The following is a 16746-nucleotide window of genomic DNA, read 5'->3' as shown; positions in this document are numbered from 1 at the left end:
CGCGGGCCATGCCTCCTAGCGCACTGGCGCCGCCTCCCGTCGGCGCACCGCTAGTGCCGCCCATCCCAGGCCGGCCCCGATCACGGCGCCGATCGAGTTGGAGAGCCAGTCGTTCGTGTCACACGACCTTCCGAGACCGGTGAGGAGCGCCTGCACCACCTCGATCCCGGCAGAGCTCCACGCGGCTAAAAGTCGGCACGGTCCACGCCACAGCGCAGCGCTCGAACACCTCCCGGCTCGTCGGAACGAGCGTGAGCGCCACCACCGGAAGGAGCGAGGCGCCGAAGAACGTCCACGCCAGCCGCTGGCGGCCGGCCAGCCAACTGCCGAGCAGCGGTCCAGCGAGCACGAGCACGGCGAGGACCGCCGGAGAGAACCACGGGTAGGCGACGAGCAGGGTGGAGATCACAGGAAGACACTCCAAGCGGGACAAAACCGGGCCGCCCACGGTAGTGGCGCTCGGGGCATGCCAGACCGCCACACCCGCTGTCGCAGGAGGATGGCCCCACTGCTAGCGTCCAGAAGTGGACATCTCGCCCGAACGGGTGAGGTCCATCGCCGGGGGGCGGCCGTGTCCGATGTGGGACGTGCGCGAGACGAGGCGGGCGAGAGATCGCCTGCCGGGCTAATGCTGCTGCTCGGCACCGTCGGGTTCATGGTGAACTTCTGGGCCTGGGCGCTGATCAGCCCTCTGGCGTCGAGCTACCGCGAGGCGCTGGACCTCACGGACTTCGAGCAGTCGGTGATCGTGGCCGTGCCGGTGATCGTCGGGTCCCTGGGCCGGATCCCCGTCGGCGCGCTGACCGACCGGTTCGGCGCCCGCCTGATGTTCCCGGTGATCAGCCTGCTCACCGTGATCCCCGTGCTCTACGTCGGCTTCGTGGCGCAGAGCTATGTGGCGATGCTGGTCGGCGGGTTCTTCCTCGGCCTGGGCGGCACGGCCTTCGCGATCGGCGTCCCGCTGGTCAACGCCTGGTACCCGCCCGCGCGGCGCGGCACCGCGCTGGGGATCTTCGGGATCGGCATGGGCGGCACCGCGATCTCCGCGTTCACCACCGTCAACCTGGTGGACCGGTTCGGCGACGGCGCCCCGTTCGTGCTCGTCTCGGCGATCCTCGTGGCGTACGCGATCGTCGCCGCCCTCTGGATGCGCGACGCGCCAGGCCGCACCCCGCCGCCTCCGGGCTCCTTCGTCAAGCGCACCTGGGAGACCTTCAAGCTGCCGGCGACGTTGCAGCTGTCCTGGCCATACGCGATCGGGTTCGGCGGGTTCGTCGCGTTCAGCGTCTACTTGCCGACCTACCTCACCAACGCGTACGACCTCACCCCCTCCGACGCGGCGCTGCGGACGGCAGGGTTCGTGGTCCTGGCCGTCGCGATGCGCCCGGTCGGGGGCTGGCTCTCAGACAGGATCGACCCGATCACGGTGCTCGTCGCCTGCTTCCTGGTGGCCGCCGCGCTCGCCGCCGTCGCCGCCTTCCAGCCCGCGCTCGTCCCCTGGGGCACCGTCGCGTTCCTGGGGTTGGCCGCCGCGCTCGGCGCCGCCGCGGGGGCGACGTTCGCGCTGGTCGCGCGCCTGGCGCCTGCGGCGAAGGTGGGCGCCGTGACCGGGATTGTGGGCGCCGCGGGCGGCCTCGGCGGCTTCGTCCCCCCGCTCATCATGGGCGCCTTCTACAGCTCAGTGGGCAGCTACGCGCCCGGGTTGGCGCTGCTCGCCCTCACCAGCATCGCGACAGCGCTGTTCACATGGGGGCCGCTGCGCCGCTCCGCGCACCGCTCCCCCTGACCTGCCCGCCAGATCCGCAGCCCCGCCCGAGCATCGCCGGAGAACTGGGAAGGACCCCCGTGTCGATCCAGGAGGACCCCGCCACCACCCCGCCACAGATGGACGACGACGTGGTCCGCGCGCTGCTGCGCACCCGCCGGTTCTTCCAGAAGAACGAGGTCTCCGACGATCTGCGCACGCTGCACGAGGTGGGGGGCAGGCAGGCCGACGCCTTCTACCGGGACAGGTGGAGCCACGACAAGGTGGTGCGCTCCACCCACGGGGTCAACTGCACCGGCTCATGCTCGTGGAGGGTGTTCGTCAAGGACGGCATCATCACGTGGGAGGCCCAGCAGACGGACTACCCGACCACGGGCCCAGGACGCCCGGAGTACGAGCCTCGGGGCTGCCCGCGCGGCGCGGCGTTCAGCTGGTACACGTACTCGCCCACCCGGGTCCGATACCCGTACGTGCGGGGCCTGCTGCTGGAGATGTACCGCGAGGCCCGCGCCCGCACCGACGACCCCGTCCTCGCGTGGGCGGACATCATGGCCGACCCGGGGCGCTGCCGGGCGTACAAGGCGGCGCGCGGCAAGGGCGGGCTGGTCCGCGCGACCTGGGACGAGGCCGTCGAGATGGTCGCCGCCGCGCATGTGCACACCATCAAGGAGCATGGGCCGGACCGGATCGCGGGCTTCTCCCCCATCCCGGCGATGTCGATGGTGTCGCATGGTGTCGGGTCGCGGTTCTTCGCGCTGATCGGCGGCGCGATGCTCTCGTTCTACGACTGGTACGCGGACCTGCCCGTCGCCTCCCCGCAGGTCTTCGGCGACCAGACGGACGTGCCGGAGTCGGGCGACTGGTGGGACGCCGGCTACCTGATCATGTGGGGCTCGAACGTGCCGGTGACCCGCACGCCCGACGCCCACTGGATGGTGGAGGCCCGGTACCGGGGCCAGAAGGTGGTGGCCATCTCCCCCGACTACGCGGACAACGTGAAGTTCGGCGACGAGTGGCTCGCCCCGCAGCCGGGCACCGACGGCGCTTTGGCGATGGCGATGGGGCACGTGGTGCTCAAGGAGTTCTTCGTGGACCGCACCACCCCGCACTTCGACCAGTACGTGCGCCGGTTCACCGACCTGCCGTTCCTGGTGCGGCTGGAGCCGCATGGTGACCGGTTCACGCCGGGCAAGGTCCTCACCGAGGCTGACCTGGGCGGGATCAGCGAGCATGCGGACTTCAAGCCGATGCTGCTCGACGATGCCACTGGGCGGCCCGTGGCGCCGAACGGCTCGCTCGGCTTCCGGTACGGCGACGAAGGCGAGGGGCGGTGGAACCTCGACCTGGGCGACGTCGTGCCGATGCTCAGCATGGCCGGGGAGGGGGCGCGCGGCGTCGAGGTGGACCTCCCGCGCTTCGACGGGGTGGACGGCTCGGCGGGGGTCATCCGGCGCGGCGTCCCGATGCGGGTGGTGGCCGGCCACCTGGTGACCACGGTGTACGACCTGCTCCTGGCGCAGTACGGGGTGGGGCGGCCGGGGCTGCCCGGGACCTGGCCGACGGGGTACGACGACGCGTCGTCGCCGTGCACCCCCGCCTGGCAGGAGGCCATCACCGGGGTGGCGGCGTCGAAGGCCGCCCGGGTGGGCCGGGAGTTCGCCGCCAACGCGGAGGAGTCGAAGGGCCGGTCCATGATCATCATGGGCGCGGGCGTCAACCACTGGTTCCACGCCGACACGATGTACCGGGCGTTCCTCACGCTGACCATGCTGTGCGGCACGCAGGGCGTCAATGGCGGCGGCTGGGCGCACTACGTCGGCCAGGAGAAGGTGCGGCCGCTCACCGGCTTCACGCAGTACGCCAACGCGCTCGACTGGTCGCGCCCCCCGCGCCTGATGATCCAGACGGCCTACTGGTACCTGCACTCCGGCCAGTACCGCTACGACTCTTTCGGCGCCGACGCCCTCGCCTCAGCGGCCGGCGGCGGGGCGTTCACGGGCATGGCGACGGCGGACGTGCTGGCCAAGTCCGCGCGGATGGGCTGGATGCCCAGCTACCCGACCTTCGACCGCAGCTCGCTGACGCTGGCCGACGACGCGGAGGCCGCCGGGGTCCCCGTCGACCAGTACGTGCCAGCCGCGCTGCTGGACGGCAGCCTCAAGTTCGCGGGCGAGGACCCGGAGGCGGCGGCGAACCACCCGCGGCTGCTCACGGTGTGGCGCTCGAACCTGCTGGGCAGCTCGGGCAAGGGCGACGAGTACTTCCTCAAGCACCTGCTCGGCACCGACTCCTCGCTGCGGGCCCACGAGGCGGAGCCCGGGGTCCGTCCCCGGGACGTGGCGTGGGCGCCGGAGGCCACCCTCGGCAAGCTCGACCTGCTGCTCACCATGGACTTCCGGATGACCAGCACCACCCTGTTCTCCGATGTGGTGCTGCCCGCGGCCACCTGGTACGAGAAGTTCGACCTGAGCACCACGGACATGCACCCGTTCGTCAACTCGTTCAACCCGGCCATCGCGCCGCCGTGGCAGACGCGCACCGACTTCGACGCGTTCCACACCATCGCCCGCAGGTTCTCCGAGCTCGCGGCCGTGCACCTGGGCGCCCGCAAGGACGTCGTGGCCGTGCCGCTGATGCACGACACCCCCGATGCCATGGCCAACCCCTCCGGCCGGGTCCGGGACTGGAAGCTGGGCGAGTGCGACCCCGTGCCGGGAAAGACCATGCCGAAGCTCGTGGTGGTGGATCGGGACTACCCGGCGGTGGCGGAGAAGCTCGGCGCGCTGGGCCCGCTCGCCGACAAGCTCGGCGCCACGACCAAGGGCATCACCTACGACCTCACCGAGCCGGTGGCGTACCTGGCCCGCAAGAACGGCGTGGTGCGCGGCGGCGTCGCGGACGGGCGGCCGTCGCTGCAGCGGGACGTGCACGCCTGCGAGGCGATCCTGGCGCAGTCGGCCGCCACGAACGGCGCCCTGGCGGCGGCGGGCTTCCGCGACCTGGAGCGCCGCACCGGGCAGCCGATGGTCGAGGTGCTCGCGCTGGAGAACGAGGGGCGGCGCGTCACCTTCGCCGACGCCCAGGCGGCGCCCGCGCCGGTGCTCACCTCGCCGGAGTGGTCTGGCTCGGAGACCGGCGGGCGGCGCTACTCGCCGTTCACCACCAACACCGAGCACCTCAAGCCGTGGCACACGCTCACCGGGCGCCAGCACTTCTTCCTCGACCACGACTGGATGATCGAGCTCGGCGAGCAGCTGCCGGTCTTCCGGCCGCCGCTCAACATGGCGGCGCTCTTCGGCGAGCCGCAACTCGGCACGCAGGGCGAGCTGGGCATCACGCTGCGGTACCTCACCCCGCACAACAAGTGGTCCATCCACTCCGAGTACCAGGACAACCTGCTCATGCTCAGCCTGTCCCGGGGCGGGCCGCTGATCTGGATGAGCGAGAAAGACGCCGCGAAGATCGGCGTCGCGGACAACGACTGGATCGAGGCGGTGAACCGCAACGGGGTCGTGGTGGCCCGGGCCGTCGTGTCCTACCGGATGCCCGAGGGCACCGTCTACATGCACCACGCCCAGGACCGGCTCATCGACGTGCCGCTCGCGGAGGCGTCGGGCCAGCGTGGCGGGATCCACAACTCCCTGACCCGCATCCTCATGAAGCCCAGCCACCTGGTGGGCGGGTACGCGCAACTCTGCTTCGCGTTCAACTACCTCGGGCCCACGGGCAACCAGCGTGACGAGGTCACCGTCATCCGTCGTCGCTCGCAGGAGGTGCGGTACTGATGCGCGTCATGGCCCAGATGGCGATGGTGATGAACCTCGACAAGTGCATCGGGTGCCACACCTGCTCGGTGACCTGCAAACAGGCCTGGACGAACCGCTCGGGCACCGAGTACGTGTGGTTCAACAACGTGGAGACGCGGCCCGGCCAGGGCTATCCGCGCCGCTACGAGGACCAGTCCACGTGGGAGGGCGGCTGGGAGCTCACCAAGAAGGGCCGCCTCCAGCTCCGTGCGGGCGGGCGGTTCAAGAACCTGCTCACGATCTTCGCGAGCCCCAAGATGCCGTCGATCGACGACTACTACGAGCCGTGGACCTACGACTACTCGGTGCTGACCGACGCCCCGAGCCAGGAGCACATCCCCGTCGCGCGGCCCCGCTCGCTGATCACCGGCGAGGACACCGCCATCACGTGGAGCGCGAACTGGGACGACGACTTGGGCGGCTCGACGGCCCTCGGCCAGGACCCGGTGCTCGCCAAGGTCTCGGACAAGGTCAAGCTGTCCTACGAGCAGACGTTCATGTTCTACCTGCCGCGGATCTGCGAGCACTGCCTCAACCCGTCCTGCGCGGCGTCGTGCCCGTCGGGGGCGATCTACAAGCGCGCCGAGGACGGCATCGTGCTCGTGGACCAGGATCGGTGCCGGGGCTGGCGCAAGTGCGTCACCGGATGCCCGTACAAGAAGGTCTACTTCAACCACCGCACCGGCAAGGCCGAGAAGTGCACGTTCTGCTTCCCGCGCATCGAGGTGGGCCTGCCCACGGTGTGCGCGGAGACGTGCGTGGGGCGGCTGCGCTACATCGGCCTGGTGCTGTACGACGCCGACCGGGTGCTGGAGGCGGCGGCCGTGCAGGACCCGCACGACCTGCTCGAGGCGCAGCGCGGCGTCTTCCTGGACCCGAACGACCCCGCCGTCGAGCGCGCCGCCGAGCAGGCGGGCATCCCGTACGACTGGGTCAAGGCGGCCCGACGCTCGCCGATCTGGGCGCTGATCAGCACGTACCGGGTGGCGCTGCCGCTGCACCCGGAGTACCGGACGATGCCGATGGTCTGGTACATCCCGCCGCTGTCCCCGGTGGTGGACGTCGTCGCGGAGACGGGTGAGGACGCCGAGGCGGCCGACAACCTGTTCGCCGCGATCGACACGCTGCGCATCCCCGTGGAGTACCTCGCGGAGCTGTTCACCGCGGGCGACCCCGCGCCGGTCACGGGCGTGCTGAAGAAGCTCGCCGCGATGCGCTCGTACATGCGCGACCTGAACATGGGCCGCGAGGGCGACCCGTCGATCCCCGCCGCCGTGGGCATGTCCACCCAGGAGATGGAGGCGATGTTCCGGCTGCTGGCGCTCGCCAAGTACGACGAGCGGTACGTCATCCCCCCGGCGCACGCCGAGCAGGCGCACAACTTGGAGGAGCTGGCCTCGGAGTGCAGCCTCGACTACGAGGGCGGCCCGGGCATGGGCGGCTCGGGGCCGTTCGGCGAGGGCTCGGGGGCGGGCACACCACTCGCCGTGGAGAACTTCCGGGCCCTGCAGGACCGGCAGACCTCAGGGTCGAGCACCGACACCACGGGCGCCGGCAGCAGGGTCAACCTGCTCAACTGGGACGGTCGCGCGGCCCCGCGGGGGATGTTCCCACCCCGGGCGGAGCCGTCCGAGGGTGCGGAGTCGTCGGGGGCCGCAAGCCCCCTGCCCGACACCGGGCCCACGCCCGACCCCAGGCCCGACCCGGAGGCACGATGACGAGCCGTGCGCCGGCCGCCCGGCTGCGGCGTGGGCGGGCCCGGCGCACGCCGCTGGACGACGGCCACCGCGCGCTCGTGCACCGCGTCGCCGCGCTGCTGCTCGACTATCCCGACGCGGAGCTGCTGGGGCGGCTGCCGGCGCTGCGCGCAGCCGTGGGCGCCCTCCCCGAGCCGGCGCGCTCCGACCTCTCCGGGCTGGTCGACCACCTGGCGGCCGCTCCGCCCCAGGAGGCCGGGGCGGCCTACGTGGAGACGTTCGACCTGCGCCGCCGCGCCTGCCTCTACCTGACCTACTACGCGCATGGCGACACCCGGCAGCGCGGTGTGGCCCTGCTCGCGTTCAAGCAGGCCTACCGGGCCGCCGGGCTGCTGCTGCGCGACGACGAGCTGCCGGACCACCTGTGCGTGGTGCTGGAGTTCAGCGCGACGCAGGACCTCGCCGCCGGGACCGCGCTGCTGCTGCAGCACCGTGCCGGGCTCGAGGTGCTGCGCCTGGCGCTGCGCGATGCCGGCTCGCCGTACGCGGGAGCCCTCGCCGCGGTGTGCGCGACGCTGCCCCCGCTCGCCGGGAACGACCGTGACGCGGTCGCCCGGCTCGTCGCCCAGGGCCCGCCGGACGAGTCGGTGGGCCTCGAGCCGTACGGCGCCCACGACCCCGCCCTCGGCGGCCACCCCTCCGAAGGAGCACGACGATGAGCTCTGGCGACCTGCTGCTCTGGGTGGTGCTGCCGTATGTGACCCTCGCGATCTTCATCGGCGGGCACATCTGGCGCTACCGCTACGACAAGTTCGGCTGGACCACGCGGTCCTCCCAGCTCTATGAGAGCCGCCTGCTGCGCTGGGGCAGCCCGCTGTTCCACTTCGGCATCCTCGCCGTGGTGGTGGGCCACGTCGCCGGCCTGGTGATCCCCGAGTCGTGGACCGACGCGATCGGCATCTCCGAGGGCGTCTACCACGCGTTCGCCGTGGGGGTGGGGTCGATCGCCGGGTTCTGCACGCTCGTCGGGCTCGCGCTGCTGATCTACCGCCGGCGGACGGTGGGACCCGTGTTCCGGGCCACGACGCGCATGGACAAGGTCATGTACTTCTTCCTCGCGCTCGTGATCGTGCTGGGCGTGTTCAACACCGTCTCCGGCGCCGTGCCGAGCGTCGAGGGCGACTACAACTACCGCGAGGGCGTGTCCGTGTGGTGGCGCGGGATCTTCTGGCTGCGGCCGCAGCCCGAGCTGATGGCCGAGGCTCCCATCGGCTTCCAAGCGCATGCGGTGGTCGCGATGATCCTGTTCGCGCTGTGGCCGTTCACGCGGCTGGTGCACGTGTTCAGCGCGCCGCTGTTCTACCTGTGGCGGCCGTATGTCGTGTACCGCAGCCGGGGCGATCAGCCCGCCCGCCCGGACCGCGCGGGCTGGAGCGCGACAGAGCCCGTGGACCGCTGAGCCGGTGGACTGCTGAGCCCAGGGACGGCTAGATCAGCGCCACCACCGGGGCCAGGATGATCTTCACGATGATGCCGAGCGCGAAGATGGCCGCGTACCCGCTGTCGATGCGCTCGTCCACGGTGCGGCTGTTCGCGTAGGCCAGCACCGCGGGCTGCCCCACGAATCCGGCCAGTCCGCCGGCCGCGCGCGCCGAGCTGACCCCGATGAGCCGGGCGAGCACGACGAACAGCACCGAGGCCGCGCCGACCACCACCACGGCCTCCAGCACGATCTTGAGGCCGAGCAGGGAGAACGCCTGCCCGGCGAAGGCCTGCCCGGACGCCAGCCCGGTGGCGGCGAGGAACAGCAGCAGGCCGAGCTGGCGGATGGTGAGGTTCGCCGACTGCGGCAGCCCCCACACCAGCGGCCCGGTGCGCTCGAGGCGGCCGAGCACCATGCCCACCACCAGCGGGCCGGCGGCGGCGCCGAGGGCGAACGTCGTGCCGCCGGGCAGCGGCACCTGCACCAGGCCCAGCAGCAGGCCGAGCACCAGGCCCACGCCCAGGGACAGCGCGTCGACCTCGCTGACCTTGCGCTCGGAGTCCCCGAAGAGCTGGGAGACGGCGGGCATCTCCTCGCGGGGGACGATGACGCGGACCCGGTCGCCGAGCTCGAGGACGAAGTCGTCGGAGGCGAGGAGGTCCAGGTCGCCGCGCCGCACGCGGGTGACAGTGCCGCCGAACTTCGCGGGGATGTCGAGCTCGCCGACGGTGCGCCCGGCGACCTTCGGGCTGGACAGCAGGAACCGGCGGAAGTCGACCACGCTGCGGTCGTGCGCCAGGTGCTGGCCCACCCGCTCGCCCAGGTACTCGCGGGCGCGCTGCACGTCCGGCGCCGGTCCGACCACCACGACGACGTCGCCCTCGCGCAGCTCCTCGTCGGCCGTCACCACGCGGGTGTGGCCGTCGCGGGCGAGGTAGGAGAACCGCACCGACCCGTCGCCGAAGCCCGGCACGTCACGCAGCGGGCCCGGGCGGTGCACCTCGACGGAGATGTCCACGAGCCCTTGGCGGGCGGCGGACTCCGGGTCGCGCCGCGCCCGCCATGCCCGCCCGACCGTCAGGGCCACGACGATGATCGAGACGGTGACGCCCACCGGATAGGACAGCGCGTAGCCGACGGCGGGCTCCTGGCTGCCGTCGGCCGCCGCGGTGGCGGCCGCGAGCGCCGGGGTGCTGGTGAGCGAGCCCGCGAAGATCCCCGACGCGATCGAGGAGGCGATGTCGAATCCGCCGGCGAGGACGATCGTCATCCCCGCGGCGATCACCAGGATCACCACGGACACCGCCATGATCGGCAGCTGCCGCCGCAAGTCCCGGAAGAAGCTGTTGCCGGCCGCGAGTCCCACCGTGTAGACGAACAGCGCCAGGCCCAGGCTCTGCAGGAGCCCCAGGCCCTGCCCGAGCCGCGGGTCGAGGGCGCCCACGGCGAGCCCGACGAACAGGGCGCCCGCGGCGCCGAAGCGCAGCGGACCGAAGGGGACGGCGCCGAGCAGCGAGCCCAGGGCCAGCACCAGCAGGATCGTCAGGAGCGGGGAGGCGGCGAGGACCTCGATCATCGGGCTGCCTGGTGTGTCACGTGCGTTCTCCCCACGGGGGCGCGCTGCCCCCACCCGCTCATCCTAGGAGCGCCAGCGCGCGGGACGGCCCCGCGGACCGGGAGCCGGGGAGCAGCAGAGCGCTCTGCCCCTCCCCGGCTCCGGCCTCGAGGCCTAGGCGGCCCCGACCCTCACGAGCGTGAACGGATCCGCACCGTCCCCACCAGCGGGGTGTCCTGCGACGACGGGCCGACGTACACGGGCACATCGCCGGACGGCGTCACCCAGCGGTCGCCGTCGACATCCCAGTAGGAGAACGCGTCCTGGTCGAGCTCCAGGGTCACGACCTGGCTCTGACGTGGCCGGAGGGTGACCTTGCCCCATCCCGCCAGGGACTTGGGCGCGGTGGCCACGGGCGCCGACGTGAGCTCGCCCGCGTAGGCCTGCACCACCTCGGAGCCGGTCCGCCTGCCGGTGTTGGTGATCTTGACGGTGGCGGTCAGGCCCTGCTTGCAGTTCTTGTCCTTCTTGCCACCCCCCTTGCCCCAGCCCCAGCCCTTGTCCTTGCCCTTGCCCTTGCCGTTGTCCTTGCCCCAGTCGTCCCCGCGGTCGCCACCGCCGTTGAGATGGCTGGACCTGGCGTTGGCCTCATCCGGGTCGGCGCTCTTCTGGTGGCCTCCCGAGCCGGAGTCCGGGTTCGTGACGTTCCACGTCTTGCACGCGATCCGCAGGTCGGAGTACGCGAACGAGGTGTACGACAGCCCGTAGCCGAACGGGTACGACGGCTCGATGCCGAGCTCCTGGTAGCCGCGGTACCCGACGAAGATGCCCTCGGTGTACTCGGCGTCCAGACCGTCGCCCGGGTACTGGGCGGGGGTGGACGTCGGGGTCTGGGTGTCGTCCACCGGGAGGGTGATCGGCAGCTTGCCCGACGGGTTGACGTCGCCGAACAGGATCCGGGCGATCGACGTGCCCTGGTTCTGCCCGCCGTACCAGGAGTGCACCAGGCCGGCGACGCCGTCCTGCCAGTCGGAGACCTGGGTCGCCGCGCCGGTCGTCAGGACGACGATCGTCCGCGGGTTGGCCGCGGCCACCTGCCGGATGACGTCGGGCTGGCCGTTGGGAAGCTCGATCGTCGCGAGGTCAGCGCCCTCGGTCGAGTAGTCGCGGACGAAGACCACTGCCACGTCGGCAGCCGCAGCGGCCTCGGCCGCTCCGGTCGCCTGCGGGGCGACGACCCCTTCCGGAGGGACCCAGCCGAGCTTGATCTGCTGGGCGCTCTGGTTCCACGCCTCGCTCGAGTCGTACACGTAGGACAGCACGACCGGGTGGGTCGAGCCGGCCTCGAGGTCGACCGAGTAGCTCACGATCTGGTTCGACTCGGTCGCGTTCGGGACGAACGCCTCGGTCGTGATGACGTCCGCTCCGTCGAAGTTGAGCGTCGTCACGCCGTTCGTGACCACCTGCAGCTCGTAGGCGCCGGTCACGGGAGCCACGATCGACCCGCTCCACCGGACCGACGAGTTCGTGTCGAGCGCCTGCGTCTGCGGCGGGAAGTGCGGCGAGTTGGCGTTCAGACCGTCGAAGATGACGAACCCGCCGTTCAGGCCCGCGTACGGGTCCGTCCGGTCGAAGTACGGCGTCCCCGAGAAGTCCTGGTTGAGGTAGTACCGGGCCGTGAGGCCGTTGGCGCCCGACTCGTCGCGCAGGAAGTCCGACGGAATGGGCTGCGCACCGCGCAGGAGCGCTGTCGAGGTGACCGGGTCGGACCCGCTCGTCCACGTGACGTCGGCGCCGCTGCCGGCTCGGTTCTGGATGCCCTGCAGCGGTGAGGTGGTGATCGTCGGGTCGGCGATGTGCGAGCTGCCGCCGCCCTGGACGACTGTGTCGGCGTCGGAGCCGATCACCGCGATCGAGTCGACGCCGCTACCCAGCGGCAGCGCCTGGTCGTCGTTCTTCAGCAGCACGATCCCCTGCTCGGAGATCTCGGCCGAGGCCAGGTTGTGCTCTTCCTCGGGCAGCGGCTGGATCTCCTGCGGGTTGTCGAACACGCCGAGCCCGAACATGGGCCGCAGGATGCGCAGCACCGCGTCGTCGACGCGGCTGATCGGCACGGTGCCGTCATTCACGGCGTCGATGAGCGGCCCGCAGAACGCGCATGTGCCGGGCTGCTGCGACGGGTCGGAGTTGCCGGGCATCTCCTGGTCCTGGCCCGCGAGGATCTCGAGCGTGCCGTGGTTGGCGCCGTAGTCGGTGACGACCCAGCCGTTGAACTCGTACTGGGTCTTGAGGACCTGGTTGATCAGGTAGTCGCTCCCGCAGGAGTACTCGCCGTTGACCTTGTTGAAGCCACACATGACCGAGGCCGCGTGGGACTCCTCGATGGCGAGGTCGTAGGCGCGGTTGTAGATCTCCTGCTGGGCGCGCTCGTCGACGACGGCGTTGAGACCCTCGAGCCGGTTGAACTCCTGGGTGTAGACCGCCCAGTCCTGCAGGTTGCCGATCACCCCGCCGTAGTTCTGCGTGGTGCGGACGTAGGCGCCGCCCAGCTTCCCCTGCAGCAGCGGGTCCTCGCCGTAGGACTCGAAGTTGCGGCCGTTCTGGGGCACGCGGGCGATGTTGAGCGACGGCGCCAGCACCATGTTCTGACCGGTGAGGTACGTCTCGTCGGTCTCGACCTCGGACGCGTAGGCGGCGATGTCGGTGTCCCACGACGCCGCGACGCTCACGGCGGAGGGCAGCAGCGTGGATCGCTTGCCCGGCACCTCGTCGTTGGCGACGCGGACGCCGTTGCGGCCGTCCGTCATCTTCAGGGCGGGGATGCCCAGCCTCTCGATGGGCGCGTTGTAGAAGCCGTAGGAGTTGTTGAGCTCGCCGTGGAGCATGTCGACCTTCTCGTCGAGGGTCATCTCCGCGAGGAGCGCCTCGGCGCGTTCGGTCGCTGACTCGTCGGTGTCCCACCATTGCTGGCCGGACCGCCAGTTGTCCCCCTTGGTGTGCTGCTGGCCTCCTCGTGGCGTGTTCCTCTCACCCGCCACGGCCGCGGTCGCGGGCGCGACGAGGGCTAACGCACAGGCGGCGGCAGCCAGGACGCGCAACGGCGGTGATAGTCGTGTTTGTCGCATCGGACACTCCCTCGTGTTGGGGATCCGCGCGGCGGATGAACGTCGCTACGGCGCTCACGCGGCACCCCAGAGGGAATTGACACTATTTCACCCGATATTTCCCTGCCAACCGCTAGGCGGATCTGGTATAGAGCCGCCGGTCAGCGCACCAGATCCGCCTCGCGGGCGCTCAGATGGACGACGTCGCCCTCCACCCGGGCCACCTGAGCACGACGCGAACCGGTGCCGCCCGCCGCCACTCCTCGTCGGTGAGCGCCGCGGCCACAGCGCCGATGCCCCTCTGACCGCGTCCCGTCACCGCCTCCGGGTCGCCCATCCGCACGAAGCCGACCTTGCCCACCTCGCGCCCCTCCACGTCGACGACCTTCGTCCCCTCCCGCACATGAGCGATCGGGCCTGGGTCGTCGTACGGCAGTCCCTCTGTCATTCTGCCCCCACCTCGAGCCGGCGAGCCTCCGCTCGCCTGCGACTCCGCGGCATGCCCAGGATGTCCGGCTCGCCCGGCCCCGTCCTGCGGCCTGGCGGCATCCCTCCTAGGTTCGGTGCATGAGCACCACGACGCTGCTGCTGGTCAGGCATGGAGAGAGCCAAGCGAACCTCGCCGCCGCGGCCGCCGACGCCGCCGGTGCCGAGGTGATCGACGTGCCCGCCCGCGACCCGGACGTGCTGCTGTCCGACCTCGGCGTCAGCCAAGCCGCAGCCCTGGGCCGATGGCTGGACGGGCTCCCGGCGGCCGAGCGTCCGCAGTCCGTGTGGTGCTCGCCGTACGCCCGGGCCGTGCAGACGGCGGAGATCGCGCTGGGCGCCGCAGGACTGGCCCTGCCCATCCACGTCGACGAGCGGCTGCGGGACCGGGAGCTCGGCGTGCTCGACACCCTCACGTCGCACGGCGTCGAGGTCCGGATGCCCTTCGAGGCGCAGCGGCGGCGCTGGGTCGGCAAGTTCTACTACCGCCCGCCCGGCGGCGAGTCGTGGGCCGACGTCGCGCTGCGGATGCGCTCGCTCCTGGACGACGTGGCCAGGGTCGAGGCCGGGCGCCGGGTGCTCGTGGTGTGCCACGACGCCGTCGTCATGGTGACGCGCTACGTGTGCGAGCAGCTCACCGAGGTCGAGGTCCTCGACGCCAATCGGACGGCGCCCGTGCGCAACGCCTCCGTGACCACACTGGCGCGGCCCGCCACGGGCGGGGCCTGGACGCTGCATGACTTCAACCGCGCCGACCACCTCCAGGACGTCGGTGTGCCCGCCACCGAGCACTCGGGCGTCGTGGACGCGGTAATCGTGATCGTACGCGCGAGCCACGGGGTCGGCGGGGTGGAGGTAGCCGGATTGGGGAGCGGCCGGCACGCCCCCCTGGCCGTGGAAGTGCCCCCAGAGGGCCGTGAGGGAGCCCCCCCGTGGCGCTCGCCCTCCCCGCCCCTGACACGCTCCCGTCAAACGCCTCCGAGCGCGTCCTAGGCCGCGGCGCGGTCGCGGTGACGCCCGCCCTCCTGCGCTCATGGCCGCTGGATGGAGCGTCGGGCTCGAAGGACGCCCGAGGAGCCGTCCTCGTGGTGGGCGGCGCGCGCAGCACCCCTGGCGCCGCCATGCTCGCCGGCCTCGCGGCGCTACGGGTCGGGGCCGGTCGGCTCACGCTCGCCGTCGGCGGCTCGGTCGCGACGGCGGTCGGCGTCGCCGTGCCCGAGTGCGCGGCCCTCGCGCTGCCAGAGACCGATGCCGGGCTGCTGACGGACAACGGCGTCGCCACCCTCGGCCCGGAGCTGGAACGCGCGTCGACAGTGCTCGTGGGTCCTGGGCTCGACGGGGCCGACGAGACCCGCGCGCTCCTCACCGCCCTCCTGCCCCGCATCGGCGACGACACGTCGGTGGTGCTCGACGCGTTCGCGCTCGGCGTGCTCGCCGAGCTCCCGGAGGCCGTCCGGGAGCCGCTGCGCGGCAGGCTGGTGCTGACCCCGAACTCCGGCGAGGCGGCTCGGCTGCTCCCGCTCGACCCGGCCTCCGCCGACGTCGGTGACCTTGGGCTCGCCGCCGCCCGGATCGCCGACCGCCACGGCGCCGTGGTGACGCTGCGCGGAGAAATCGCCACACCCGACGGGGCCGCCTGGCAGTCCTCCACCGGCAGCGACGGCCTGGCGACCTCGGGCAGCGGCGATGTGCTCGCCGGGGCCGTCGCCGGGGTGCTCGCGGGCGGCGGCGATCTCGCCCAGGCGGCGTGCTGGGGCACCCATCTGCACGGGGCCGCCGGGGACCGGCTCGCCGCCCACGTTGGGCATCGTGGCTATCTCGCCCGGGAGCTGCTCGACGAGCTGCCGCTGGTGCTCACTGAACTGCTGGCCTGAGCCCCCGCCCTCGACGGCTCAGGCCTGGGCCCCGACCACCCCGACGAGCAGCACCACGTCCACAGCGGCGACCGCCATGGCCAGTGCGAACGGCAGCCTGCTCCGCGGGCGGGCCACTGCCGTTGCGGCGCAGCCCAGCACGAGCAGGACCGCGGCCGCGAGGCCGGCGCCCGGCGGGCCGATCAGCCCCCTGCCCGGCGCCAGCACCAGGCAGCCCGTCGCCACCAGCATCGCCACGGCGGCGAGCACGGTCGAGGCTCTCGCGCCCAGCCGGTGCGGCAGGCCGCGCACGCCGGTCGCGGCATCGTCCTCCAGGTCGGGGACGACGTTCACCAGGTGCGCCCCGACCCCGAGCAGCGCGCCCGCGGCCACCGCCCACCACGGAGGAGCCGCGCGGCCGGGCACGGCGAGCGCTGTGAACACCGGGATGAGCCCGAACGACACCGCGAACGGCGCCCATGACCACGCCGTCCGCTTGAGCACCACGTTGTACGACCACGCCGACGCGACCGCGAGCAGGTGCAGGCCGCCAGCCTGCCACCCCAGCGCCCACGAGGCGGGGACGCACGCCGCGAGAGCCGTCAACGCCGCCGCCCGCACCGTGTCCACCCGCAGGCTGCCGACTGCGAGCGGCTTGTCGGCACGGCCGACACGGAGGTCTCGGGCGTGGTCGACCCAGTCGTTCGACCAGCCCACCGAGAGCTGGCCCAGGAGCACCGCGCCGGCCATCGTGAGCCACGCCCCCACCGCGGCCCCCATGCCCGCGCACAGCGCTGTGGCGAAGACCGTCACCGCGAGCGCCGGGCCGGGATGACTCGCCTGGAGGAGCGCCCACCCGGCCCGCCACGGCCTGCGCGGTCCTGCCGCGGGGGCTCTCGACGCCGGCCCGACAGGCGCGCGCGACGCCACTGAAGGGCCTGGGCGGCTCGCCTCGCTCGGGGCCCGCAACCCGTCCGACATCGGCCTCACCCCCGCC

13 protein-coding genes are annotated in these 16746 nt (G+C 72.1%); 7 read left to right on the top strand and 6 right to left on the bottom strand.

From position 1 onward, the window contains the following. Positions 1 to 15: 15 nt before the first annotated feature. On the bottom strand, positions 16 to 213 hold the full coding sequence (locus tag BN3788_RS20225; protein WP_390620165.1) for a VanZ family protein: 198 nt from the start codon (positions 211 to 213) through the stop codon (positions 16 to 18). Continuing rightward, complete coding sequence (locus BN3788_RS15595; RefSeq protein WP_066588109.1) at positions 119 to 409, bottom strand: hypothetical protein; 291 nt, start codon at positions 407 to 409, stop codon at positions 119 to 121. The genes BN3788_RS20225 and BN3788_RS15595 overlap by 95 nt, the downstream gene beginning before the upstream one ends. Positions 410 to 655: 246 nt before the next feature. Between BN3788_RS15595 and BN3788_RS15590 the strand changes: the two genes are divergently transcribed. The 5 genes from BN3788_RS15590 (at position 656) to narI (ending at position 8727) form a co-directional block, all read left to right on the top strand. After that, complete coding sequence (locus tag BN3788_RS15590; RefSeq protein WP_234346681.1) at positions 656 to 1786, top strand: MFS transporter; 1131 nt, start codon at positions 656 to 658, stop codon at positions 1784 to 1786. Between the two features lie 98 nt (positions 1787 to 1884). Next, a complete protein-coding gene (locus BN3788_RS15585; protein WP_066589533.1) occupies positions 1885 to 5550 on the top strand; it encodes a nitrate reductase subunit alpha in 3666 nt (1221 codons plus the stop codon). Then, positions 5550 to 7289 carry a nitrate reductase subunit beta gene (gene narH, locus BN3788_RS15580; protein ID WP_066588106.1) on the top strand — a complete coding sequence of 580 codons (1740 nt, stop codon included), beginning with the start codon at positions 5550 to 5552 and terminating at the stop codon, positions 7287 to 7289. Before BN3788_RS15585 ends, narH begins: the two co-directional genes overlap by 1 nt. Next, positions 7286 to 7987 (top strand): nitrate reductase molybdenum cofactor assembly chaperone, encoded by a 702-nt coding sequence (gene narJ, locus BN3788_RS15575; RefSeq protein ID WP_066588103.1) that lies wholly within the window; start codon positions 7286 to 7288, stop codon positions 7985 to 7987. The genes narH and narJ overlap by 4 nt, the downstream gene beginning before the upstream one ends. Further along, a complete protein-coding gene (gene narI / locus BN3788_RS15570; protein ID WP_066588100.1) occupies positions 7984 to 8727 on the top strand; it encodes a respiratory nitrate reductase subunit gamma in 744 nt (247 codons plus the stop codon). The genes narJ and narI overlap by 4 nt, the downstream gene beginning before the upstream one ends. A 28-nt stretch (positions 8728 to 8755) precedes the next feature. On the opposite strand, the gene BN3788_RS15565 is transcribed toward narI, so the two are convergent. The 3 genes from BN3788_RS15565 to BN3788_RS15555 form a co-directional block, all read right to left on the bottom strand. Then, the gene (locus BN3788_RS15565; protein WP_066588098.1) at positions 8756 to 10327 is read right to left on the bottom strand and encodes an aspartate:alanine exchanger family transporter; all 1572 of its coding nucleotides are present in this window, start codon (positions 10325 to 10327) and stop codon (positions 8756 to 8758) included. Between the two features lie 170 nt (positions 10328 to 10497). After that, the gene (locus BN3788_RS15560; RefSeq protein WP_159066911.1) at positions 10498 to 13215 is read right to left on the bottom strand and encodes a beta-glucosidase family protein; all 2718 of its coding nucleotides are present in this window, start codon (positions 13213 to 13215) and stop codon (positions 10498 to 10500) included. Between the two features lie 385 nt (positions 13216 to 13600). Continuing rightward, positions 13601 to 13858, bottom strand: a complete 258-nt coding sequence (locus BN3788_RS15555; RefSeq protein ID WP_066588093.1) for a hypothetical protein — start codon at positions 13856 to 13858, stop codon at positions 13601 to 13603. 119 nt (positions 13859 to 13977) lie between these two features. Here BN3788_RS15555 and BN3788_RS15550 point away from each other — a divergent pair, with 119 nt between their 5' ends. Together BN3788_RS15550 and BN3788_RS15545 are read left to right on the top strand one after the other, a co-directional pair. After that, entirely contained in the window at positions 13978 to 14889 is a 912-nt protein-coding gene (locus BN3788_RS15550) for a histidine phosphatase family protein (protein ID WP_082812983.1), read from the top strand. Positions 14890 to 14906: 17 nt separating this feature from the next. Continuing rightward, positions 14907 to 15770 (top strand): NAD(P)H-hydrate dehydratase, encoded by an 864-nt coding sequence (locus tag BN3788_RS15545; RefSeq protein ID WP_066589531.1) that lies wholly within the window; start codon positions 14907 to 14909, stop codon positions 15768 to 15770. 18 nt (positions 15771 to 15788) lie between these two features. Here BN3788_RS15545 and BN3788_RS15540 read toward each other — a convergent pair whose 3' ends face one another. Beyond that, positions 15789 to 16562, bottom strand: coding sequence for a UbiA family prenyltransferase (locus BN3788_RS15540; protein ID WP_066588092.1), 774 nt, complete (start codon positions 16560 to 16562; stop codon positions 15789 to 15791). Between the last annotated feature and the right edge of the window lie 184 nt (positions 16563 to 16746).

The sequence above is a fragment of the Cellulomonas timonensis genome, from assembly GCF_900046455.1.
GTDB classification, from domain to species: Bacteria; Actinomycetota; Actinomycetes; order Actinomycetales; family Cellulomonadaceae; genus Cellulomonas_A; species Cellulomonas_A timonensis.
Note: the sequence above shows the minus strand (reverse complement) of the source record. Positions and strands in the feature narration are given on the sequence as shown.

Coding starts and splice junctions, on each gene's coding strand:
- BN3788_RS15590 (WP_234346681.1), top strand. CDS start 656: ATGGTGAACTTCTGGGCCTGGGCGCTGATCAGCCCTCTGGCGTCGAGC.
- BN3788_RS15585 (WP_066589533.1), top strand. CDS start 1,885: ATGGACGACGACGTGGTCCGCGCGCTGCTGCGCACCCGCCGGTTCTTC.
- narH (WP_066588106.1), top strand. CDS start 5,550: ATGCGCGTCATGGCCCAGATGGCGATGGTGATGAACCTCGACAAGTGC.
- narJ (WP_066588103.1), top strand. CDS start 7,286: ATGACGAGCCGTGCGCCGGCCGCCCGGCTGCGGCGTGGGCGGGCCCGG.
- narI (WP_066588100.1), top strand. CDS start 7,984: ATGAGCTCTGGCGACCTGCTGCTCTGGGTGGTGCTGCCGTATGTGACC.
- BN3788_RS15565 (WP_066588098.1), bottom strand. CDS start 10,327: ATGATCGAGGTCCTCGCCGCCTCCCCGCTCCTGACGATCCTGCTGGTG.
- BN3788_RS15560 (WP_159066911.1), bottom strand. CDS start 13,215: ATGACCCTCGACGAGAAGGTCGACATGCTCCACGGCGAGCTCAACAAC.
- BN3788_RS15555 (WP_066588093.1), bottom strand. CDS start 13,858: ATGACAGAGGGACTGCCGTACGACGACCCAGGCCCGATCGCTCATGTG.
- BN3788_RS15550 (WP_082812983.1), top strand. CDS start 13,978: ATGAGCACCACGACGCTGCTGCTGGTCAGGCATGGAGAGAGCCAAGCG.